The 22,074-nt window shown below is 38.4% G+C and carries 18 protein-coding genes; 17 read left to right on the forward strand and 1 reads right to left on the reverse strand.

The window, feature by feature from the left end:
• The first annotated feature begins 23 nt into the window (after positions 1–23).
• From purB to purD, 10 genes are all read left to right on the forward strand, one after another.
• Positions 24–1,316: an adenylosuccinate lyase gene (purB, locus tag V7014_RS01690; RefSeq protein ID WP_335503462.1), complete on the forward strand. Its 1,293-nt coding sequence runs from the start codon at positions 24–26 to the stop codon at positions 1,314–1,316.
• A 351-nt stretch (positions 1,317–1,667) separates the two neighbouring features.
• The gene (gene purC / locus V7014_RS01695; protein WP_335503466.1) at positions 1,668–2,387 is read left to right on the forward strand and encodes a phosphoribosylaminoimidazolesuccinocarboxamide synthase; all 720 of its coding nucleotides are present in this window, start codon (positions 1,668–1,670) and stop codon (positions 2,385–2,387) included.
• Positions 2,380–2,634 carry a phosphoribosylformylglycinamidine synthase subunit PurS gene (gene purS, locus V7014_RS01700; protein WP_335503467.1) on the forward strand — a complete coding sequence of 85 codons (255 nt, stop codon included), beginning with the start codon at positions 2,380–2,382 and terminating at the stop codon, positions 2,632–2,634. Before purC ends, purS begins: the two co-directional genes overlap by 8 nt.
• On the forward strand, positions 2,631–3,317 hold the full coding sequence (gene purQ / locus V7014_RS01705) for a phosphoribosylformylglycinamidine synthase subunit PurQ (RefSeq protein ID WP_335503469.1): 687 nt from the start codon (positions 2,631–2,633) through the stop codon (positions 3,315–3,317). Before purS ends, purQ begins: the two co-directional genes overlap by 4 nt.
• Positions 3,301–5,523: a phosphoribosylformylglycinamidine synthase subunit PurL gene (gene purL / locus V7014_RS01710; protein WP_335503472.1), complete on the forward strand. Its 2,223-nt coding sequence runs from the start codon at positions 3,301–3,303 to the stop codon at positions 5,521–5,523. The genes purQ and purL overlap by 17 nt, the downstream gene beginning before the upstream one ends.
• Positions 5,508–6,926, forward strand: coding sequence for an amidophosphoribosyltransferase (gene purF / locus V7014_RS01715; RefSeq protein ID WP_335503474.1), 1,419 nt, complete (start codon positions 5,508–5,510; stop codon positions 6,924–6,926). Before purL ends, purF begins: the two co-directional genes overlap by 16 nt.
• Positions 6,927–7,006: 80 nt before the next feature.
• On the forward strand, positions 7,007–8,035 hold the full coding sequence (gene purM / locus V7014_RS01720; RefSeq protein ID WP_335503478.1) for a phosphoribosylformylglycinamidine cyclo-ligase: 1,029 nt from the start codon (positions 7,007–7,009) through the stop codon (positions 8,033–8,035).
• 4 nt (positions 8,036–8,039) lie between these two features.
• On the forward strand, positions 8,040–8,603 hold the full coding sequence (gene purN, locus V7014_RS01725; protein WP_335503481.1) for a phosphoribosylglycinamide formyltransferase: 564 nt from the start codon (positions 8,040–8,042) through the stop codon (positions 8,601–8,603).
• A gap of 150 nt (positions 8,604–8,753) precedes the next feature.
• Positions 8,754–10,289, forward strand: a complete 1,536-nt coding sequence (gene purH, locus V7014_RS01730) for a bifunctional phosphoribosylaminoimidazolecarboxamide formyltransferase/IMP cyclohydrolase (protein WP_335503484.1) — start codon at positions 8,754–8,756, stop codon at positions 10,287–10,289.
• Positions 10,290–10,307: 18 nt separating this feature from the next.
• Complete coding sequence (gene purD, locus V7014_RS01735) at positions 10,308–11,579, forward strand: phosphoribosylamine--glycine ligase (protein ID WP_335503487.1); 1,272 nt, start codon at positions 10,308–10,310, stop codon at positions 11,577–11,579.
• Between the two features lie 255 nt (positions 11,580–11,834).
• On the opposite strand, the gene V7014_RS01740 is transcribed toward purD, so the two are convergent.
• On the reverse strand, positions 11,835–12,137 hold the full coding sequence (locus V7014_RS01740; RefSeq protein ID WP_335503491.1) for a YgaP family membrane protein: 303 nt from the start codon (positions 12,135–12,137) through the stop codon (positions 11,835–11,837).
• A 144-nt stretch (positions 12,138–12,281) separates the two neighbouring features.
• Here V7014_RS01740 and V7014_RS01745 point away from each other — a divergent pair, with 144 nt between their 5' ends.
• From V7014_RS01745 to V7014_RS01775, 7 genes are all read left to right on the forward strand, one after another.
• Positions 12,282–14,024 carry an adenine deaminase C-terminal domain-containing protein gene (locus V7014_RS01745; protein ID WP_335503494.1) on the forward strand — a complete coding sequence of 581 codons (1,743 nt, stop codon included), beginning with the start codon at positions 12,282–12,284 and terminating at the stop codon, positions 14,022–14,024.
• Positions 14,025–14,075: 51 nt separating this feature from the next.
• Positions 14,076–15,098: a DUF3048 domain-containing protein gene (locus V7014_RS01750; protein WP_335503497.1), complete on the forward strand. Its 1,023-nt coding sequence runs from the start codon at positions 14,076–14,078 to the stop codon at positions 15,096–15,098.
• 103 nt (positions 15,099–15,201) lie between these two features.
• A complete protein-coding gene (locus V7014_RS01755; RefSeq protein WP_335503499.1) occupies positions 15,202–15,522 on the forward strand; it encodes a YerC/YecD family TrpR-related protein in 321 nt (106 codons plus the stop codon).
• A 133-nt stretch (positions 15,523–15,655) separates the two neighbouring features.
• On the forward strand, positions 15,656–16,348 hold the full coding sequence (locus tag V7014_RS01760) for a heptaprenylglyceryl phosphate synthase (protein ID WP_335503502.1): 693 nt from the start codon (positions 15,656–15,658) through the stop codon (positions 16,346–16,348).
• A gap of 68 nt (positions 16,349–16,416) precedes the next feature.
• On the forward strand, positions 16,417–18,639 hold the full coding sequence (gene pcrA, locus V7014_RS01765; protein WP_335503504.1) for a DNA helicase PcrA: 2,223 nt from the start codon (positions 16,417–16,419) through the stop codon (positions 18,637–18,639).
• A gap of 16 nt (positions 18,640–18,655) precedes the next feature.
• A complete protein-coding gene (ligA, locus tag V7014_RS01770) occupies positions 18,656–20,662 on the forward strand; it encodes an NAD-dependent DNA ligase LigA (RefSeq protein ID WP_335503506.1) in 2,007 nt (668 codons plus the stop codon).
• 12 nt (positions 20,663–20,674) lie between these two features.
• The gene (locus V7014_RS01775; protein ID WP_335503510.1) at positions 20,675–21,844 is read left to right on the forward strand and encodes a CamS family sex pheromone protein; all 1,170 of its coding nucleotides are present in this window, start codon (positions 20,675–20,677) and stop codon (positions 21,842–21,844) included.
• Positions 21,845–22,074: the final 230 nt, after the last annotated feature.

Below are 22,074 nucleotides of genomic sequence, written 5' to 3' on the forward strand. Positions count from 1 at the left end.
CGAAAAATTGGAGGAATTTGAACATGATTGAACGTTACACACGACCAGAAATGGGTGCGATTTGGACGGAAGAGAATCGCTTTAATGCATGGCTAGAAGTTGAAATTTTAGCTTGCGAGGCTTGGTCAGAACTAGGAGTAATTCCAAAGGAAGATGTAAAGCTTCTTCGTGAGAATGCATCTTTCAATATTGATCGTATCCTTGAAATTGAATTAGAAACTCGCCATGATGTAGTGGCATTTACACGTGCGGTATCTGAAACACTTGGTGAAGAGCGTAAATGGGTACATTATGGTTTAACTTCTACTGATGTTGTTGATACAGCAAACTCATATTTGTTAAAGCAAGCAAATGATATTCTACAAGCGGATTTAGAGCGCTTTGTTGAAATTTTAAAAAACAAAGCATTAGAACATAAATACACTGTTATGATGGGACGTACACATGGTGTGCATGCTGAGCCGACAACATTTGGTTTAAAATTAGCACTATGGTATGCAGAAATGCAACGTAATTTAGAACGTTTTAAAGCGGGAAGAGAAAGTGTTGAGTACGGAAAAATCTCTGGAGCAGTTGGTACATATGCAAACATCGATCCTTTTGTAGAGAAATATGTTTGTGAAAAACTTGGAACAAAGCCTGCTCCGATTTCAACGCAAACGTTACAACGTGATCGCCATGCGCACTACATGAGCACGATTGCATTAATTGCTACTTCTATTGAGAAGTTCGCAGTTGAAATTCGTGGTTTGCAGAAGAGTGAAACACGTGAAGTGGAAGAAGCTTTCGCTAAAGGTCAAAAAGGTTCTTCTGCAATGCCGCATAAACGCAACCCAATCGGTTCTGAAAATATGACGGGGCTTGCTCGTGTTATTCGTGGATACATGATGACTGCTTATGAAAATGTACCATTATGGCATGAAAGAGATATTTCACACTCTTCAGCTGAGCGTGTTATTCTTCCAGATGCTACAATCGCATTGAATTACATGCTGAATCGTTTTGGTAATATCGTGAAAAACTTAACGGTGTTCCCAGATAACATGAAACGTAATATGGATCGCACATTAGGTTTAATCTACTCACAACGCGTTCTACTTGCGTTAATTGATAAAGGTCTTGCACGTGAAGAAGCGTATGATACAGTTCAACCTAGAGCGATGCAAGCTTGGGATGAGCAAGTACAATTCCGTACATTAATTGAAAGTGATGATAAAATCACTAGTCTTCTTTCACCAGAAGAAATTGCAGACTGCTTCGATTATAACTATCACTTGAAAAACGTTGACGTTATTTTTGAACGTGTAGGATTGTAAGAACAATTAGATAAACATCTCGGAAGTGAGTTGTTCACTTCCGGATGTTCTCCTAAAGAGGTTTAACATTTATTCCGTTCTAACTGACGCTAAGACTCCCGCTTCAAAACGAAAGTAAAGTCGAATACGTTAAAATGGCAGGTAAGGCGCCAGTAAGAACCCGATTGCTTCAACTAATAATCGTTGGGGGATGGACGAAACACCCACAGATTAATGTTTCACTTTATATTTTGTTTTCGGAAGAATTTGAATATACGTAATATTTTGATGAGTACTATCGACAAATAACAAATATGAGGGATTTGTAAAGTTTCATAATTCCCACTATTCCTAATTTGGAGGGGCTACGACATGGAAAAACAAGCGTTACTATATCAAGGAAAAGCGAAAAGAGTGTATGCAACAAATGATGAAAATGTGGTTTGGTTAGAATATACAGACCAAGCTACAGCTTTTAATGGCGAGAAGAAAGAAGATATTCAAGGTAAAGGTGTTTTAAATAATGAGATTACAAGTCTTTTATTTGTAAAACTTCAAGAAAAGGGAATTCCTTCTCACTTTATTGAGAAGCTTTCAGATCGTGAGCATTTAGCGAAGAAAGTAAACATCATTCCATTAGAAGTGGTTGTTCGTAATGTAGCAGCAGGTAGCCTATCAAAGCGTTTAGGAATAGAAGAAGGTATTGGATTAAGATATCCTATCGTAGAGTTATATTATAAAAATGATGATCTAGGGGATCCACTAATTACAGAAGCCCATATTTCATTATTAGAAATTGCAACACCAGAAGAGATTAAAGAAATTACAGAAAAAGCATTACAAGTAAATGATATTTTAAAAGAGTTCTTTGCAACAATTAACATTAGATTAATAGATTACAAGCTTGAATTTGGTAAAACAGCTGATGGTGAAATTTTGTTAGCGGATGAAATTTCGCCAGATACATGCCGTCTATGGGATGCAACTACAGGTGAAAAGCTGGATAAAGACGTCTTCCGCCGTGACTTAGGAAATATTACTGATGCTTATGAAAAGATTTTAACTAGACTTGGAGGAGCTCAACATGTATAAGGTAAAAGTTTATGTAACATTACGAGAAAGTGTATTAGATCCACAAGGAACAGCCGTTCAACATTCATTGAATAGCCTTTCATATTCTGAAGTGCAAGATGTTCGTATCGGAAAATATATGGAGTTAACAATCGAGAAAAGCGACCGTGATGTAAATGAAGTTGTGAAAGAAGTATGTGAAAAGTTATTAGTTAATACGGTAATCGAAGACTATCGCTATGATGTTGAGGAGGTTGTCGCGCAGTGAAATTTGCAGTCATCGTGTTTCCTGGGTCCAACTGTGACGTAGATATGTATCACGCGATTAAAGATGAGTTAGGTGAGGAAGTCGATTACATTTGGCATACTGAAACGGATTTATCTCAGTATGACGGAATTTTATTACCAGGTGGTTTCTCTTATGGTGATTACCTTCGCTGTGGTGCAATCGCTCGTTTTTCTAATGTAATGGAGCAAGTAATTAAAGCTGCTCATGAGGGTAAACCTGTGTTAGGTGTATGCAATGGATTTCAGATTCTTCAAGAAGCAGGTCTTTTACCAGGTGCAATGAGACGTAATGAAAGCTTGCATTTCATGTGCCGTAATGTTGAATTACAAGTAGAAAACAATAATACTATGTTCACAAATGCTTACGGCAATAAAGAGATTATTACAATTCCAATCGCACATGGTGAAGGAAACTTTTATTGTGATGAAGCGACACTACAACAATTGAAAGATAATGGCCAAATTGCTTTCACATATGCGGGGACAAATCCAAATGGTAGTGTAGCAGATATCGCTGGCATTACGAATGAAAAAGGTAATGTACTAGGAATGATGCCACACCCTGAGCGTGCGGTAGATTCATTGCTAGGAAGTGCGGACGGATTAAAGTTATTTCAATCTATAGTTAAACATTGGAGGGAATCACATGTCGTTACTGCTTGAGCCAAGTCCAGAACAAATTCAATCAGATAAAATTTATGCGGAAATGGGACTTTCTCCTGAAGAATTCGAAATGGTAACTAAAATTCTAGGACGTCTTCCGAATTATACAGAGATCGGTCTGTTCTCTGTTATGTGGTCAGAACATTGCTCGTACAAAAATTCTAAACCAGTATTAAAGAAATTCCCTATTACAGGAGAGAAAGTGCTTCAAGGTCCTGGAGAAGGAGCTGGGATTGTTGATATCGGTGATAATCAAGCAGTAGTGTTCAAGATTGAATCGCATAATCATCCATCAGCAATTGAACCATATCAAGGTGCTGCGACAGGTGTCGGCGGTATTATTCGTGATGTTTTCTCTATGGGGGCACGTCCTATTGCTCTACTAAACTCTTTACGTTTTGGTGAGCTAAATACACCACGTACGAAGTATTTATTTAAAGAAGTAGTTGCTGGTATTGCAGGTTACGGTAACTGTATTGGTATTCCTACAGTCGGTGGTGAAATCCAATTCGAGGACTGCTATGAAGGCAACCCACTTGTAAATGCCATGTGCGTTGGTTTAATTAACCACGAAGATATTAAAAAAGGTCAAGCGCACGGCGTTGGTAATACAGTGATGTATGTTGGAGCAAAAACAGGTCGTGATGGTATTCACGGTGCAACATTTGCTTCGGAAGAGCTAACAGAAACATCTGGAGATAATCGTCCAGCGGTTCAAGTAGGCGATCCGTTTATGGAGAAATTATTACTTGAAGCTTGTCTTGAATTAATCCATAGCGATGCCCTAGTTGGTATTCAAGATATGGGAGCAGCGGGTCTTACAAGTTCATCAGCAGAGATGGCAAGTAAAGCAGGCTCAGGTATCGAAATGAATCTAGACTTAGTGCCACAACGTGAAACGGGCATGACAGCTTATGAAATGATGCTTTCTGAATCACAAGAAAGAATGTTAATTGTTGTAAAGAAGGGACGCGAACAAGAAATCGTTGATCTTTTCTCTAAATATGATTTAGAAGCTGTTGCAATTGGTCGTGTAACAGATGATAAGCAACTTCGTCTTCTTCATAAAGGTGAAGCAGTAGCAGATGTACCAGTTGATGCATTAGCAGAAGATGCGCCAGTTTATAATAAGCCTTCTTTAGAACCAGCTTATTTTAGTGAATATCAAGGTATAACGCTTGAAACACCAGTTATCGAAAACTATGGTGAAACATTATCCAAACTTCTTTCACAAGCAACGATTGCTAGTAAAGAGTGGGTTTATGATCAATATGACTATATGGTACGAACAAATACAGTAGTAGCACCTGGTTCAGATGCAGCAATTGTACGTATTCGTGAAACAAATAAAGCTTTAGCAATGACAACGGATTGTAATTCAAGATACATCTACTTAGACCCAGTAACAGGCGGAAAAATCGCCGTTGCCGAAGCAGCACGTAACATCGTGTGTTCGGGTGCAGAGCCTCTTGCCATTACTGACTGCTTGAACTTTGGTAATCCAGAGAAACCGGAAATTTTCTGGCAAATTGAAAAAGCGGCAGATGGTATGAGCGAAGCTTGTCGTGAATTATCAACTCCTGTTATCGGCGGTAACGTTTCATTGTATAACGAAACAAATGGTGAAGCTGTTTACCCAACACCAGTTATCGGTATGGTTGGTCTCGTAACAGACTTAGCGCATATTACAACGCAAAACTTCAAAAATGAAGGCGATGCGATTTATGTAATTGGTGAAACGAAGCCAGAATGGGGCGGAACAGAGCTTCAAAAAATGTTAAATGGCAAAATCTTTGGACCAGCGCCTTCTATTGATTTACAAATAGAAGAAAAGCGTCAACAACAACTTCTAGCTGCAATTCGTGCGGGTGTAGTTGCTTCTGCACATGATCTTGCAGAAGGGGGACTTGCGGTTGCACTTGCTGAATCATTGTTCGGTCACCAAGAATTAGGTGCGAATGTAACGGTGAAAGGTGATATTGTCGCTGCGCTATTTAGTGAAACACAATCTCGTTTTCTAGTATCTGTACCTCAAGGTCAGCAAGCGCAGTTTGAGCAACTTGTAGAAGATTCCATTCACATCGGTGAAGTAACAAAATCTGATTCACTAGTTATTATTAACGAAAACAATGAAACAGTTCTTCAAGAGCAAGTGAAAGATCTACAATCGGCTTGGAAAGGAGCAATACCATGCTTGCTGAAATAAAAGGTCTAAACGAAGAGTGTGGTGTTATAGGTGTTTGGGGGCATGCAGATGCGGCTCAAATCACTTATTATGGATTGCACAGTCTGCAACACCGTGGCCAAGAAGGAGCTGGAATGGTGCTGACAGATGGCGAGAAGTTAATCGGTGTGAAGGGCGAAGGTTTAGTGACTGAAGTACTTTCACAAGAGAAGATGAAAGATGTTCATGGTATAGGTTCGATTGGGCATGTTCGCTATGCAACAGCTGGTGGGGGCGGGATTGAGAATGTTCAACCCCTTCTCTTCCACTTTCAAAACGAAAGTATGGGTCTTGCACATAACGGCAATTTAGTGAATGCTACTCAATTGAAGGCACAGCTTGAGGCACAGGGGAGTATTTTTCAAACCACTTCAGATACGGAAGTAGTAGCTCATTTAATTAGACGTTCTGGTCTCATAAGTTTAAAAGATCGTGTTAAGAATGCATTGAGTCTTGTCAAAGGGGCATATGCTTTCCTTGTTATGGGTGAAAAAGAAATGATTGTAGCTCGTGATCCATATGGGCTGCGTCCACTTTCACTCGCTAAGTTAGGCAATGGATATGTTGTAGCATCTGAGACGTGTGCAATTGATATTGTGGGAGCTACTTTCATTCGAGATATAGAGCCAGGCGAGATGTTGATTATTAGTGATCAAGGTGTGAAAGCCGAACGCTTTACTTCATCTAATAATCATGCAATGTGTGCGATGGAATATGTATATTTTTCTCGTCCGGATAGTGATATTGACGGCATAAATGTGCATTCAGCACGCAAAAACATGGGGAAAAAATTAGCGATGGAAGCATTAATAGATGCAGATGTGGTAACAGGTGTTCCAGATTCAAGCATTTCAGCAGCAATTGGTTACGCAGAAGCAGCGGGTATTCCATATGAAATGGGATTAGTTAAAAACCGCTATGTTGGACGTACCTTCATTCAGCCTTCTCAATCATTGCGTGAGCAAGGTGTGAAGATGAAGTTATCGCCTGTTCGTAAGGTTGTTGAAGGAAAGCGTGTCATCATGGTAGATGATTCAATTGTTCGTGGAACGACAAGCCGACGAATTGTGAGATTGTTGAAAGAAGCAGGAGCGAAAGAAGTGCACGTTGTTATCAGCTCACCGCCGATTAAAAATCCATGCTTCTATGGAATCGATACGTCAATACGTGAAGAATTAATCGCTGCTAATAATTCAATTGAAGAAATTCGCGAATTGATTGAAGCAGATTCATTAACTTTCTTAAGTGAGAAAGGAATGGTTGAAGCGATTAGTAGTCCGTTGGGAGATGGAATAAAAGGCTGTTGTTTAGCGTGCTTTAATGGTGATTATCCAACAGAGATTTATGAAGAGATAGAAGCTGAATCGCATAAGACGACTTGTTAAAGTGATGATTGAAAATTCGGAATAAAATAAAGCAGCATGTATTATGCTGCTTTATCCCGTTATAAATGGAGGTTCGACTAATGGAAAATGCATACAAACAAGCTGGTGTAGACATAGAAGCTGGTTATGAAGCCGTGAGCAAGATGAAGAAACATGTACAAAAAACAATGCGTCCAGGTGTATTGAGTGGTTTAGGCGGTTTCGGTGGAATGTTCGACCTATCTACACTTGGATTAGAAGAGCCAGTTCTCGTATCAGGAACGGACGGAGTTGGTACGAAGCTGATGCTAGCTTTCATGATGGATCAACACGATACAATCGGAATAGATGCGGTAGCGATGTGTGTAAATGATATTGTGGTACAAGGTGCTGAACCGTTATATTTCTTAGACTATATTGCTTGTGGTAAGGCACATCCAGATAAAATCGAATCGATTGTAAAAGGTGTGGCAACAGGATGTGAACAAGCAGGCGCTGCTTTAATTGGTGGAGAAACGGCTGAAATGCCTGGTATGTATGATGAGGAAGAATATGATTTGGCTGGATTTGCAGTAGGTGCATGTGAGAAGAAGAACTTAATTACAGGCGAAAATATTGCTTCAGGTGATGTTTTAATTGGGCTAGCCTCAAGTGGTATTCACAGTAATGGCTATTCGTTAGTGCGTAAAGTGTTATTACAAGACGCAGGGAAAGATTTGCATGAGTATGACGAAACATTAGGTTGCAAAATTGGTGAAGAATTATTAAAGCCAACAAGAATCTATGTAAAGTCATTACTTTCAGCTATAAAACAATTCAATGTAAAAGGTATGGCACATATTACAGGTGGAGGTTTTATTGAAAACATTCCAAGAATGCTACCAGAAGGATTAGGTGTTGAAATCAATAAAGGTGCTTGGCCAGTACATCCAATTTTCCAATTGTTACAAAGAGAAGGCAATTTAGTTGAAGATGAAATGTATAACATCTTCAACATGGGAATTGGCATGGTTGTAGTTGTTCCAGCGGAAGAAGCTCAAGCCGCGGTAGCTCATTTTGAACAACTTGGTGAAAAGGCTTATGAAATCGGTAAAGTTGTTTCAGAACAAGGCGTACACTGGGGGAAATAAGGCCATGAAAAAAATTGCGATTTTTGCTTCAGGCAGTGGAAGTAACTTACAAAGCATTGTTGATTATATCAAACAAGGTACATTACAAGCTGAAGTGGCTTTAGTAGTATGCGATCAACCTGGTGCTTTTGCCGTTGAAAGAGCTAAGAAAGAGGATATCCCTACATTTATCTTTAGAGCAAGAGACTACGAAAGTAAAGTGGCATTTGAAACAGAAATCTTACACGAACTGCGTGAACGAGATGTAGAATTCATTATATTAGCGGGCTATATGCGTCTTATTGGAGAAAAGCTTCTTGGTGCATACTCACAAAAAATCATTAATATTCATCCATCTCTTCTTCCAGCCTTTCCTGGTAAAGATGCGATTGGACAAGCATTCAATGCTGGGGTGAAGATTACTGGTGTCACGATTCACTATGTAGATGAAGGTATGGATACAGGACCCATCATTGCTCAACAAGCTGTTGATATTATGGAAGGCGACACGAGAGAAACGTTACAGACGCGTATTCAAGATACAGAACATTGGTTATATCCTGATGTGTTGCGCAAGATTTTAGCATAGATCGGTAATTAAGTAGATTAAGTACAAGACAAGTATCACGGTTAAACAAAAGTCATGCAATGCATGTGAAATGAGGTTTCGATGAATTGTGTTACTTTTACAAACCATGGTTAGTACGTTTTTTCTAAATAGAAAGGGAGACATTTGATCATGACAAAAAGAGCGTTAATTAGTGTATCCGATAAAACAGGAATCGTAGAGTTTACGAAACAGTTAAAAGAAGTTGGGTTTGAAATTATTTCTACAGGTGGAACAAGCAAAGCATTACAAGAAGCAGGCGTAGAAGTAATCGGAATTAGCGATGTTACAAACTTCCCTGAAATTTTAGATGGACGTGTAAAAACATTACATCCTAATGTACATGGTGGCTTGCTTGCTAGACATGATGACCCAGATCATAAACAGCAAATCGAGGCACATAGCATTCAACCAATTGAATTAGTATGTGTAAATCTTTATCCGTTCCAACAAACAATTGCTAAAGAAGATGTGACGGTTGAAGATGCAATTGAAAATATTGATATCGGTGGACCAACAATGTTACGTTCAGCTGCGAAAAACCATGAGTATGTAACAGTGGTAGTAGACCCAGCTGATTATGAAACAGTAATGCTTGAGTACAGAGCAGAAGGCAAAACAACATTTGCAACTCGTCGTACGTTAGCAGCAAAAGTATTCCGTCATACAGCAGCTTATGATAGCGTCATTTCTCAATATATGACTGAGTTAGTAGGAGAGAAACAACCAGAAAGCGTTACGTACACATACGATTTACAACAAAGCTTACGCTATGGGGAAAACCCACATCAACAAGCAGCATTTTATAAAAAACCTCTAGGTTCTACATTCTCAATTGCTAATGCAACACAATTACATGGAAAAGAACTTTCATACAACAACATTAATGATGCAAATGCTGCTCTACAAATTGTTAAAGAATTTGAAGGCCCTGCAGCAGTAGCGGTTAAGCATAACAACCCTTGTGGTGTTGGTACAGGTAAAACAATATTTGAAGCATTCTCAAAAGCATATGAAGCAGATTCAACTTCTATTTTCGGTGGAATCATTGCTTTAAATGGTGAAGTAGATGTTGAAACAGCGCAAAAGTTACATGGGATTTTCTTAGAAATCATCATCGCACCAAGCTTCTCTCAAGAAGCATTGGACGTGTTAACAAGCAAGAAGAATCTTCGTCTCTTAACAATTCCTTTCAGCGAAGACAATGTAGCGGAAAAAGTACTTACATCAGTGGAAGGCGGCTTATTAGTACAAGATGCAGATATATATTCTTTAGAGAATGCGAACATTACAATTCCAACTAAACGTCAACCTACAGACGAAGAGTGGGAAGCGCTGAAGTTGGGATGGAAAGTTGTTAAGCATGTGAAATCAAATGCTATTGTTGTATCCAATTGTCAAATGACTTTAGGTGTTGGTGCCGGTCAAATGAATCGAGTAGGCTCAGCAAAAATTGCTCTTGAGCAAGCTGGAGAAAAAGCAAAAGGTGCAGGACTCGCTTCTGATGCATTCTTCCCGATGAGTGATACGGTTGAAGTAGCAGCGAAATCTGGTATTACAGCAATTATTCAAACAGGTGGTAGCATCCGTGATGAAGATTCGATTAAAGCTGCTGATGAAGCAGGTATTGCAATGGTATTTACGGGAGTTAGACATTTTAAACATTAAAATGGAGGTTGGCATGGAATGAACGTTTTAGTTGTTGGTCGTGGTGGACGTGAGCATGCGATTGCTCGTAAATTCTCGGAAAGTAAGCACGTTTCTAAAGTGTTTGTAGCACCAGGTAATCCAGGTATGCAAGATGTTGCTACCCTTGTTTCGATTGCTGAAAATGAGCAGGAGCAACTGATTGCATTCGCTAAAGAGAATAATGTCGAGTGGACATTTGTTGGTCCAGAAGTACCTTTATTAGAAGGTCTTGTTGATAAGCTAGAAGCAGCTGGTTTAAAGGCATTTGGCCCTCATCAAAATGCAGCTGAAATCGAAGGAAGCAAAAGTTTTGCCAAAGATTTAATGAAGAAATATGAGATCCCAACAGCCGCTTATGAAACATTTACATCGTTTGAAGAAGCGAAAACCTATGTAGAGAAAATGGGGGCGCCGATTGTTATTAAAGCGAATGGTTTAGCTGCTGGTAAAGGCGTTGTCGTGGCGATGACTAATGAGGAAGCAATTGAAGCTTTATCAGAGATGATGTTACATGCGAAATTCGGTACAGCATCAGCAAGTGTTGTAATTGAAGAGTATCTAGAAGGTGAAGAGTTTTCTCTTCTTTCATTTGTAAATGGTGATAAAGTGTATCCAATGGTCATCGCTCAAGATCACAAGCGTGCATTCGATGGCGATCAAGGTCCTAATACAGGTGGTATGGGTGCTTATTCTCCTGTACCACAAATCTCAGATGCAGTGATTGCAGAAACATTGGAAACAATCGTTCATCCAACAGCACAAGCGATGATAAGTGAAGGTCGTACGTTTTCCGGAATTCTTTATGCGGGATTAATGCTGACAGCAAAAGGCCTTAAAGTGATTGAATTTAATGCTCGTTTTGGTGATCCAGAAACGCAAGTGATTCTGCCACGCTTAAATTCAGATTTAGTAGATGTACTAGATGCTGTTCGTGCAGGGCAAGACTTTGAACTTGAGTGGTCTGATGATGCTGTACTAGGTGTAGTTCTAGCAGCAAAAGGCTATCCAGAAGATTATAACAAAGGCGATGTAATTACTGGATTGGATACAATCGACCGAGATGTGCATGTATATCATTCTGGTACAGCACTTGATGAGCAAGGTAACACAGTAACGAATGGTGGACGTGTATTGTTCTTATCTGCAAAAGGTGCAACACTTGAAGATGCTAAACAAAAAGTATACGAAGAAATCAAGAAAGTGTCGTGCGATGCCCTATTTTATCGAAGCGATATTGGACATAGAGTTATTAAAGTTTCGGTGAAGTAACGTAAAGTGGATGTCTAACTAAGCATGGCTTTTAGACATCCATTTTTATTATAATAAAGTGAAACTTTAATCGGTGAGGGTGTTCGTCCATCCAACACCGATTATTAGTTGAACCAATCGGGTTTATACTGGTGCTTAATCTCCCACTTAAATGTCTTCGCTTTTACTTTCGTTTTGGAGTGGGAGTCTTAGCGCAAGTTAGAACGGGATAAAAAAACTTCCGCTACTAAAAGAAACGGAAGTAAGATAGGTGAATTAACTAGGGTTTGAGTCTGTATTTGTAGAGGATTCATCTTGGAACATAGTGAAGTCCATGGTATCCATATCGTCCATCATTTCTTGAACCATATTCTGCCCTTTATTAAAGAGAGAGGTCATTGGACAATAGCGTACAATACCTTCTGCAACCTTCATGCTTGCGATGATTACCCAAATGATATAAGATTCTTTCCAAGGTCTTCTTACCATTTTTGCAGTAAGCCAAGACAACATGGTTAATCCACATGTTATTCGCAATAATGCATTCATAGTAGAGATGTTTGGTTTATATTTCAACATGATTGAAAGCTCCTTTCACAAAATGTTAACTGAAAGTTGTGAAACATTACTGTGTAAAATTAACCAAATATGTTAACATAGATACAAAACTGTAATAAAAGCTAGAGCGCTATTATAATAAAACAAAATCTTGGAGGGATGTTCATGCTAGAGCAGCGCTATAGGTGGAAGAATAAACAACTGCGTGAGCATATCGCCATATTAGATGGCAAAAGGTCACCGCAAATATTATTAAAAAATGCAACATACTTAAATCAAACGTTACGGAAATGGTTAGTTGCGAACATTTGGATCTATGATGATCGTATCATCTATGTGGGTCCTAAACTGCCTGAGAATATAAATGGTTGTGAAGTAGTTGATTGTACATCTTTATTCTTAGTCCCAGGATATATTGAACCTCATGTTCATCCATTTCAATTATATAATCCCCAGACTTTTTCTCATTATGCATCGTTAACGGGAACCACTACGCTTATTAATGACAATATGATGTTATTTTTGCATTTAGAAAAAAAGAAAGCGTTTTCCTTGTTGAAGGAATTTAGAAATTCACCGATGTCTATGTATTGGTGGTGCCGTTTTGATCCGCAAACTGAAATTCCGAATGAAGAAACTGTGTTTTCTCATGCAAATATTAAATCTTGGCTTGAACATGATGCTGTATTGCAAGGTGGAGAGTTAACGGGATGGCCAAAGCTACTTGATGGTGATGACCTAATGTTACATTGGATTCAAGAAGCAAAGAGAATGAGAAAGCAAATTGAAGGACATTTTCCAGGAGCTTCTGAGAAAACATTGGCAAAGATGACATTGCTTGGAGCTGATTGTGATCATGAAGCGATGACTGGGGAAGAGATTATGAATCGATTGATGCAAGGTTATTCTGTCTCACTTCGTCACTCATCCATTAGACCCGATTTACCGAAAATGATTGATGAAATTCATGAGTTAGGTATTGACCGTTATGATAAGTTCTTTCTTAACACGGATGGTTCGTCACCTGTTTTTTATGAAAAAGGTGTAATGAACCGTCTCATTGCTATTTGTATTGAACATGGCGTTCCGATTATAGATGCGTATAATATGGCAACAATCAATGTTGCTCGTCATTATAATTTGGAATACTTACATGGCAATATCAATACAGGACGTGTGGCTAATATTAACTTCTTAACTGATCCTACTAATCCTACGCCAGTCTCTGTTTTAGCTAAAGGAAAATGGATGTTGAAAGATGGAAAGGAACAGAAGCAGGACTATACTATTAATTGGTCCGATTATAACCTCGAACCTCTTCAATTGGATTGGGATCTTACACAAGATGATTTACAGTTTTCGATGCCGTTCGGTGTTGAAATGGTTAACGATGTTATTATGAAACCATATTCGGTTACACGTGATATGTCTTATGATGAACTAGATTTTGATCATGATGAATGTTTCTTCATGCTGATAGATCGATATGGAAAATGGCGAAATAATACGGTTATTAAAGGATTTGCGAATAAATTATGTGGTTTTGCAAGTTCGTTTTCTAATACAGGTGATATTATTGTCATTGGTAAGCGTAAAGAAGATATGTTTCTCGCTATGCAAGAGCTAAAGAGAATGGGTGGCGGCATAGTGCTTACGGAACATGGCCAAGTACTTCATCGATTACCACTTTCCCTTAAAGGAATTATGTCTGATAAACCGATGGGAATATTAATTGAAGAAGAGAAAAAGCTGACACAGTTGTTGAAAGAAAGAGGCTATAATTATACGGATCCTGTATATAGTCTATTGTTCTTCTCTTCAACCCATCTGCCATATATTCGCATTACACCGACAGGAATGTATGATGTTATGAATAAGACAGTACTCTTTCCGACTATAATGCGTTAAAATAATAAAGAAGGCATTTGTGCAAACCTAATGTGGAATGGAGAAATCATTATGAAGCTTAAAACTATTTCTTGTATATTGGTAGCCTCCTTGTTAATTGTAGGCTGCAGTAAAGAAAAAGAAACAGAAGAAGACAAGCCTGTTGATAAAAAGGTAGAAGTTAAAGATGAAATAAAATACGTCTATCCTTTAACTGGAGAAACAACAGATGATGAAATTAACAAGAGACCGATCGCAGTAATGATCAACAATCATCCAAAGGCGCGTCCACAAAGTGGTTTGCAACAAGCAGACCTTGTTTATGAAATGTTAGCGGAAGGTGATGTAACAAGATTTTTGGCGGTTTATCAAAGTGAAGAGCCAGAGAGAGTAGGGCCTGTAAGAAGCGCTCGAGATTATTATATTGAGTTAGCAAAAGGTTTAAATAGTATTTATATTTGTCATGGATATAGTCCAGAAGCTAAACAATTACTTGATTCAGGCTATATTGACAATTTAAATGGATTATTTTATGATGGAACGCTCTTTGAACGTGACAAATCACGCAAAGCACCTCATAATTCTTATATAACATTTACTAATATTGAAAAGGGTGCTGAAGAGCAATCCTTTGATCTTGAAAAACAACCAAAAGAACTTACTTTCCTAAGTGAAAAAGAATTAAAGTCTCTTGAAGGTGAAGTAGCAACAAATGTAACGGTGAAATATGGCTCTAGTACATTTGATGTCACTTATAAGTATGATGAAGCTGAAAAGCAATATAGTCGTTACAGTGACGGTGTTCAAACAGTTGATAATGATACAGAAGAGCCTGTTGCGCTAAATAATATAGTTATTTTAGAAGCACCGCATGAAATCGTTGATAGTCAAGGGCGTCGTGATATTGATTTCTCTTCAGGTGGAAACGCATTCTTGTTACAAGAAGGTAAATGGAATAAAATACAGTGGCAATTTATTGACAATAGGATTACTTTCATGAAAGATGGAAAAGAGGCTAAACTTGTACCAGGGAAAACGTGGGTGAATGTTATTCCTGATAATCCAGGCCTTGAGTCAAATGTCATCTTTCAATGATGCTAATTAATGTATATTTTACAACAATATTCTATGGTTTTAGGTTATAAGCTTACATTTAGGGTATTTAATGATATATTTATGTGAACAAAGGAGTAACTATATGCAGATTGATAAACTAAGAGGAAAAGATCTTGATCAGCTATTTAACGCTGTTTTGTCTTTAAAAGATTTAGAAGAATGCTATCGATTCTTCGATGACTTATGTACTATTAACGAAATTCAATCTCTTGCTCAACGACTGGAAGTTGCTAGGATGCTTCAAGAAGGCAAAACCTATCATAAGATTGAAACTGAAACAGGAGCAAGTACAGCTACGATTTCACGTGTGAAGCGTTGCTTAAATTATGGTAATGATGCGTATACAATGGCATTGAACCGAATTGAACAAGAGAAAGAAGAAGAGAAAGAAGAAGAGAATTAATTCGACAGGCATATTGCCTGTCGTTTTCTTTTTTTAGGAAAATATAAGGCGCTTCAGCTTTTCTTAAGAGCTTTTTTTCTATGTTTTTTTAATGCTATAATGATGAAATGGTAGAAAGATTGGGGGTAGTATTATGTACGATTACAGCGAGTGGCAACATGTGTTCAAACTCGATCCAAATAAAGAACTAAATGATGAACAATTAGAACAACTTTGTGAATCTGGAACAGATGCTATAATGGTTGGTGGTACAGATGGTGTTACGCTAGATAATGTACTTGGTCTTATGGTACGTGTGCGTAGATATAGTGTACCTTGCGTGTTAGAGGTATCCTCAATTGAAATGGTTACGCCTGGGTTTGATTCATATTTCATTCCTAGTGTATTAAATAGTCGTGATCCTAAATGGATTGTTGAGTTACATCAGCAAGCGGTAAAAGAATTTGGTGATGTAATGGATTGGGATGAAATCCATATTGAAGGATACTGTATTTTGAACGGAGAATGCAAAGCGGCAAAAGTGACGAATGCAAATACAGAGCTTTCGAAAGAAGATGTAGTAGCTTATGGTGAAATGGCAGAAAAAATGTTTTCATTGCCCATTTTTTACCTTGAATATAGCGGTATGTATGGTGATCCAGAGGTTGTTGAAAGCGTTAAAGCGAAACTAGAGAATACAACATTGTTTTATGGTGGCGGTATTACAGGAGTTGAACAAGCAAAAGAAATGGCACAGCATGCCGATGTCATTGTCGTTGGTAACATTATTTATGATAATTTTACAGAAGCTTTAAAAACGGTTAAGGCCGCAAAACTTTCTGATTAATACATTCCACAACGGTTAATAAATACAGTATAATATATAGAACGAATGTTCTTATTGGTGGTGTAAATATGGGAAATGCAGAATTGCTCGTAAAAGGTTTGAATCCTGAGCAGAGAAAGGCTGTCCAAACGACAGAAGGACCGCTTCTTATTATGGCAGGTGCTGGTAGTGGTAAGACGCGTGTGCTAACGCACCGAATTGCCTATTTAATGCAAGAGAAAGGAGTAGCTCCTTGGAGCATCCTTGCGATTACTTTTACAAATAAAGCAGCGCGTGAGATGAGAGAACGTATTGGAAAGCTACTTGGTCCTGATGCGGAAAACATTTGGATTTCAACGTTTCACTCGATGTGTGTACGAATTCTAAGAAGAGATATTGATCGTATTGGTTATAGTCGTACATTCTCTATTCTGGATACGACGGACCAGCAATCGGTTATTAAACAAATTTTAAAAGATTTAAATATAGATTCTAAGAAGTATGATGTTCGTGCTTTATTAGGAGCTATAAGTTCGGCTAAAAACGAACTAATCAACAGTGAAGAATATGAGAAAACGGCGGCTGATTATTTTTCAAAAGTCGTGAGTGATGTATATAAAGAATATGAAAAACGCCTTCGTAAAAATCAATCTTTAGACTTTGATGATTTGATTATGAAGACAATTCTTTTGTTCGAGCGAGTTCCTGAAACGCTTGAATTTTACCAACGTAAATTTCAATATATTCATGTGGACGAGTATCAAGATACAAACCGTGCACAATATATGTTAGTAAAAATGCTAGCTGCACGCTTTAAAAATCTATGTGTAGTTGGTGATTCAGATCAGTCGATTTATCGCTGGCGTGGAGCAGATATAGCTAATATTCTTTCGTTTGAGAAAGACTATAGCAATGCGAATATGATTTTCCTAGAGCAAAATTACCGTTCGACAAAACGAATACTAGAAGCGGCAAATGAAGTTATCGCTAACAATAGTAACCGTAAGCCGAAAAATCTATGGACTGATAATGATGAAGGAAAAAAAATTCAATATTATCAAGCTGATAACGAGCAAGCAGAAGCTAGTTTTGTTGTGAGTAAGATTTTGGAGGCTACAAGAAATAATGGAAAGAACTTAAGTGATGTAGCTATTCTTTATCGTACGAATGCTCAATCCCGTGTGATGGAGGAATTTTTACTAAAATCAAACTTACCATATTCTATCGTGGGCGGCGTGAAGTTCTATGATCGCAAAGAGATTAAAGATGTACTTGCTTACTTACGATTAATTTCCAACCCGCATGATGATATTAGTTTGCGTCGTATTATTAATGTACCGAAGCGAGGAATTGGTTCAACATCACTTGATAAAATTGCTGATTTTGCTGTGATGCAAGATACGTCAATGTTTGATGCGCTGATGAATATTGACCTAATTGGTTTAAGTCCAAAAATTACGAAAGCTGCTCGTGAATTCTGTGATTTAATTCAAGCCTATACAAATATGCAAGACTATTTATCGGTTACAGAGCTTGTAGAAGAAGTATTAGATAAAACGGGTTATAACGAAATGTTGAAAGCTGAGAAATCATTAGAAGCGCAAAGTCGTCTTGAAAACTTAGAGGAATTCTTATCTGTTACGAACAACTTTGAAGCGAACAATGAAGATAAGAGCTTAGTTGCCTTTTTAACCGACTTAGCCCTTGTAGCAGATATCGATCAATTAGATAAAGATGAAACACCACAAGAAGGTGTGACATTGATGACTCTTCATTCGGCGAAAGGGTTAGAGTTCCCGATTGTCTTTCTGCTTGGATTGGAAGAAGGTGTCTTCCCACATAGTCGTTCACTTATGGAAGAAGAGGAAATGGAAGAAGAACGCCGTCTAGCGTACGTGGGTATTACACGTGCTGAACAAGAATTGTTCTTAACAAATGCACAAATGCGTACACTATTTGGTCGCACTAATTGCAATCCAGTCTCTCGATTCATTAGTGAAATTCCAAGTAACCTACTCATAGACATCCGTGAGGAAGAGCGTCAAAAAAGAGCATCTTCTCCAAGAAGTACAAGCACTTTCTCTTCAAGACGTGCTGCCGTAGCTGCACAGCCAGTAAAAGCACCTGTTCAAACAGGTGGTAATAATTTGGCTTTAGGTGTGGGTGATAAGGTACAGCATAAGAAATGGGGAGTAGGAACAGTTGTGAGTGTGAAAGGTGAAGGCGATAAGAAAGAGTTAGATATTGCATTCCCAAGTCCTACAGGTATTAAGCGCTTATTAGCGGCTTTTGCTCCAATAGAAAAAGTGTAAAGAAAGGGCTGGTCATATGGATGTAACGACTGCCGAAAAGAGAGTAGCAGAGCTACACAATATTTTAAATCAATATAATTATGAATATCATGTGCTTGATAACCCATCTGTTCCTGATGCGGAATATGATCAGCTTATCCATGAACTGATTGCTATTGAAGAACAGTTTCCAAAGTTAAAAACACCGGATTCACCAACGGAGCGCGTTGGTGGAGCGGTGCTTGATGCTTTTCAAAAAGTAGAACATCAAACGCCGATGCTTAGCTTAGGCAATGCTTTTAATGAAGCAGATTTATTAGATTTCGATCGAAAAGTTCGCCAAGGAATTGGAGACAATTACTCTTATGTGTGTGAATTGAAGATTGATGGCTTAGCTGTCTCCTTAATGTACGAAGAAGGTTTATTCGTTCGTGGCGCTACGCGTGGAGATGGTACAATAGGTGAGGATATTACAGCAAATTTAAAAACAATAAAATCCATTCCTCTTCGCATTAAAAAGCCATTAACATTCGAAGTACGTGGCGAAGCGTTTATGCCGAAGAAGTCTTTTGAGAATTTAAACGTAGCTCGAGCTGAACGTGAAGAAGATTTGTTCGCAAATCCTCGTAATGCTGCAGCTGGTTCACTTCGTCAATTAGATCCTCGAATCGCAGCGTCACGAAATTTAGATGTTTTTCTATACGGCATTGCTGATTTAGGTGGAACTGGGATTGTCACTCATAGTGAAGGTTTAGATTTGTTAGATGAATTGGGCTTTAAGACAAATAAAGAGCGCAAGACATGTGCAAACATAGAAGAAGTAATCCAATATGTGAATAGCTGGACAGAAAAGCGCCCAAATTTAGCATATGAAATTGATGGCATCGTTATTAAAGTGAATTCATTGGCACAGCAAGATGAGCTTGGAATGACGGCTAAAAGCCCTCGTTGGGCCATTGCTTATAAGTTCCCAGCTGAAGAAGTAGTGACAAAATTACTTGATATAGAATTAAGTGTTGGACGAACAGGGGTTGTCACACCTACGGCTATTCTAGAGCCGGTTCGTGTGGCAGGTACGACTGTAGGGCGCGCCTCTCTGCATAATGAAGATTTAATTCGAGACAAAGATATTAAAATCGGTGATTATGTAGTAGTGAAAAAAGCAGGCGACATTATCCCCAAGGTGGTTAATGTGCTTGTTGAGCGTCGAACAGGTGAACAGCAAGATTTTAAAATGCCAACAAATTGTCCAGAGTGTGGTAGTGAGCTTGTCCGCTTGGAAGGAGAGGTTGCACTTCGCTGTATTAATCCGAAATGTCCTGCACAAATTCGTGAAGGGCTAATTCACTTTGTTGCCCGTACTGCAATGAATATCGACGGATGCGGTGAGAAAGTAATTACACAGCTATTCCAAGAAAACTTAATTCAAGATGTAGCGGATTTATATAAGCTGACGAAAGAGCAATTGCTTGGCTTAGAGCGAATGGGAGAGAAGTCAGCAACGAAACTATTAGCAGCTATTGAAGCATCGAAAGCAAACTCTTTAGAGCGTTTATTATTTGGTCTAGGAATTCGTCATGTAGGTGCGAAAGCGGCTAAGACGCTGGCTCAGCAATTCGAAACAATGGATGCATTAGCACAAGCGTCTTTCGATGATATAAAGAACATTAATGAAATCGGCGATAAAATGGCAGACTCCGTTGTAACATTCTTTGAACAGCCAGTAGTGGCAGAGCTAATCCAAGAATTACGTAACTTTGGCGTCAACATGACGTACAAAGGTCCGAAGCTTGTAACGGCTGAAGATAGTGATTCATACTTTGCTGGCAAAACAGTAGTGCTAACTGGTAAGCTAGAAGTGCTAACTCGAAATGAGGCAAAGGAGAAGCTTGAAGCGCAAGGGGCGAAAGTAGCTGGCAGTGTAAGTAAGAAAACGGATTTAGTCATCGCAGGTGCGGATGCTGGTTCGAAATTAGCAAAAGCACAAGAGCTTGGCGTAGAGGTATGGGACGAGGAGAAACTAATAGAAGAACTAAAGAAATAAGAGGTGTAAACCATGAAACGAATCTTGTGTATGGGGTTAGCATTTTTGCTTCTCTTATCAGGATGTGCTCCTAAGTATGATAGCCAAGAACAAGGGGGACAAAAGACCAAAGATAACGAGACAAAAGCGATTATCCCGAAATACAAAATCTCTGATGAATATTATCAAACGATTTTACCATTTGAGCCAAGTAAAGCGCGTGGGCAGGTCGTTTCGAATTTAAATACTCGTTACGATATGAATGAAATGGAAATGGGCTTAATGCGTATTGCGCAAGAAAGCTTTAGTCCAGATAAATATTTCTTTAAAGAAGGCCAATACTTATCTTCGAAAGAGGTAAAAAGTTGGCTGGAACGTAAATATACAAGTGATCAACTGAAAGAAGAGAAAATGAAGGAATCAGAGAATCTTGGCTTGAATCCTATTGATCCAGGTAAAGGTGATATCGATAAACGAAACGAAGAGAACCCTCTTTATTTAGCCCATATTCTTGAACATAATTATATGGTGCGTAAGTCAGATGATAAAGTAGGTTTAGGCGGAGTTGTTATTGGACTTGCTTTAAACTCGACTCACTATTATCAAAAAGAAGAATTCGGTGCCGTTTTTGATACAGACATTCCTTATGACGAGATGATGGCTGAAGGGAAAAAAATCGCCCAAGAAGTGCTAAATCGTTTGCGAAAAGATGAGGATTTGAAAAATGTTCCAATTACGATTGCTCTTTATGAGCAACAAGAGAAAAATGCGGTAGTTCCAGGAAACTTTGTTGCCTATACAGAAGTAGGTCAAGGTGAAACGAAAATTTCCGATTGGGAAAAAGTAAACGAGAAATATTACTTATTCCCATCTTCTGACGCAGAAAAAGACCATCGTGACGATAACAAATTATTTCTAAACTTTAAACAAGATATCGAAAAGTACTTCCCGAATTTTAATGGAGTAATTGGTAGAGCTTACTATATCGATGATCAACTACAAGAGTTGAAAATTGATATTCCAATTCAATTCTATGGTAAATCCGAAGCGGTTGGCTTTACACAATATGTAGCTGGTAAAGTAATGGAGCTTTTCCCTGACTATATTAATGTCCAAGTATCCATTTCGTCCGTTAGTGGACAAGAAGCATTAATTGTTCGAAATGCAAATGAGAAAGAACCATTTGTTCATATATATCAATAGATAAAGAGACGATTTTTATTCGAAACATGAATAAAGGTCGTCTTTTTTTACATTAATGGTAGATGGTGGAAAAATAATAAGAGGAGAACTGGAAATATGAGCAAAGAACGAAAATATGAGCGGAGAACCAGAAATATGAGCAGAGAACCGGAAATATGAGCAGAGAATTAGAAATATGAACAGAGAACCGGGAATATGAGCAGAGAACCGAGAATATGAGCAGAGAACCG

This window comes from Bacillus sp. JJ722 (assembly GCF_036963345.1).
In the GTDB taxonomy this organism is placed as follows: Bacteria; Bacillota; Bacilli; order Bacillales; family DSM-1321; genus Bacillus_AD.

Bases quoted from the DNA above. Each gene is read 5' to 3' on its own strand.
- V7014_RS01755 (WP_335503499.1), top strand. From the start codon at position 15,202: ATGCAGATTGATAAACTAAGAGGAAAAGATCTTGATCAGCTATTTAAC.
- purS (WP_335503467.1), top strand. From the start codon at position 2,380: ATGTATAAGGTAAAAGTTTATGTAACATTACGAGAAAGTGTATTAGAT.
- V7014_RS01745 (WP_335503494.1), top strand. From the start codon at position 12,282: ATGCTAGAGCAGCGCTATAGGTGGAAGAATAAACAACTGCGTGAGCAT.
- V7014_RS01760 (WP_335503502.1), top strand. From the start codon at position 15,656: ATGTACGATTACAGCGAGTGGCAACATGTGTTCAAACTCGATCCAAAT.
- purD (WP_335503487.1), top strand. From the start codon at position 10,308: ATGAACGTTTTAGTTGTTGGTCGTGGTGGACGTGAGCATGCGATTGCT.
- purB (WP_335503462.1), top strand. From the start codon at position 24: ATGATTGAACGTTACACACGACCAGAAATGGGTGCGATTTGGACGGAA.
- purM (WP_335503478.1), top strand. From the start codon at position 7,007: ATGGAAAATGCATACAAACAAGCTGGTGTAGACATAGAAGCTGGTTAT.
- ligA (WP_335503506.1), top strand. From the start codon at position 18,656: ATGGATGTAACGACTGCCGAAAAGAGAGTAGCAGAGCTACACAATATT.
- purC (WP_335503466.1), top strand. From the start codon at position 1,668: ATGGAAAAACAAGCGTTACTATATCAAGGAAAAGCGAAAAGAGTGTAT.
- V7014_RS01750 (WP_335503497.1), top strand. From the start codon at position 14,076: ATGAAGCTTAAAACTATTTCTTGTATATTGGTAGCCTCCTTGTTAATT.
- purL (WP_335503472.1), top strand. From the start codon at position 3,301: ATGTCGTTACTGCTTGAGCCAAGTCCAGAACAAATTCAATCAGATAAA.
- purH (WP_335503484.1), top strand. From the start codon at position 8,754: ATGACAAAAAGAGCGTTAATTAGTGTATCCGATAAAACAGGAATCGTA.
- purN (WP_335503481.1), top strand. From the start codon at position 8,040: ATGAAAAAAATTGCGATTTTTGCTTCAGGCAGTGGAAGTAACTTACAA.
- V7014_RS01740 (WP_335503491.1), bottom strand. From the start codon at position 12,137: ATGTTGAAATATAAACCAAACATCTCTACTATGAATGCATTATTGCGA.
- V7014_RS01775 (WP_335503510.1), top strand. From the start codon at position 20,675: ATGAAACGAATCTTGTGTATGGGGTTAGCATTTTTGCTTCTCTTATCA.
- purF (WP_335503474.1), top strand. From the start codon at position 5,508: ATGCTTGCTGAAATAAAAGGTCTAAACGAAGAGTGTGGTGTTATAGGT.
- pcrA (WP_335503504.1), top strand. From the start codon at position 16,417: ATGGGAAATGCAGAATTGCTCGTAAAAGGTTTGAATCCTGAGCAGAGA.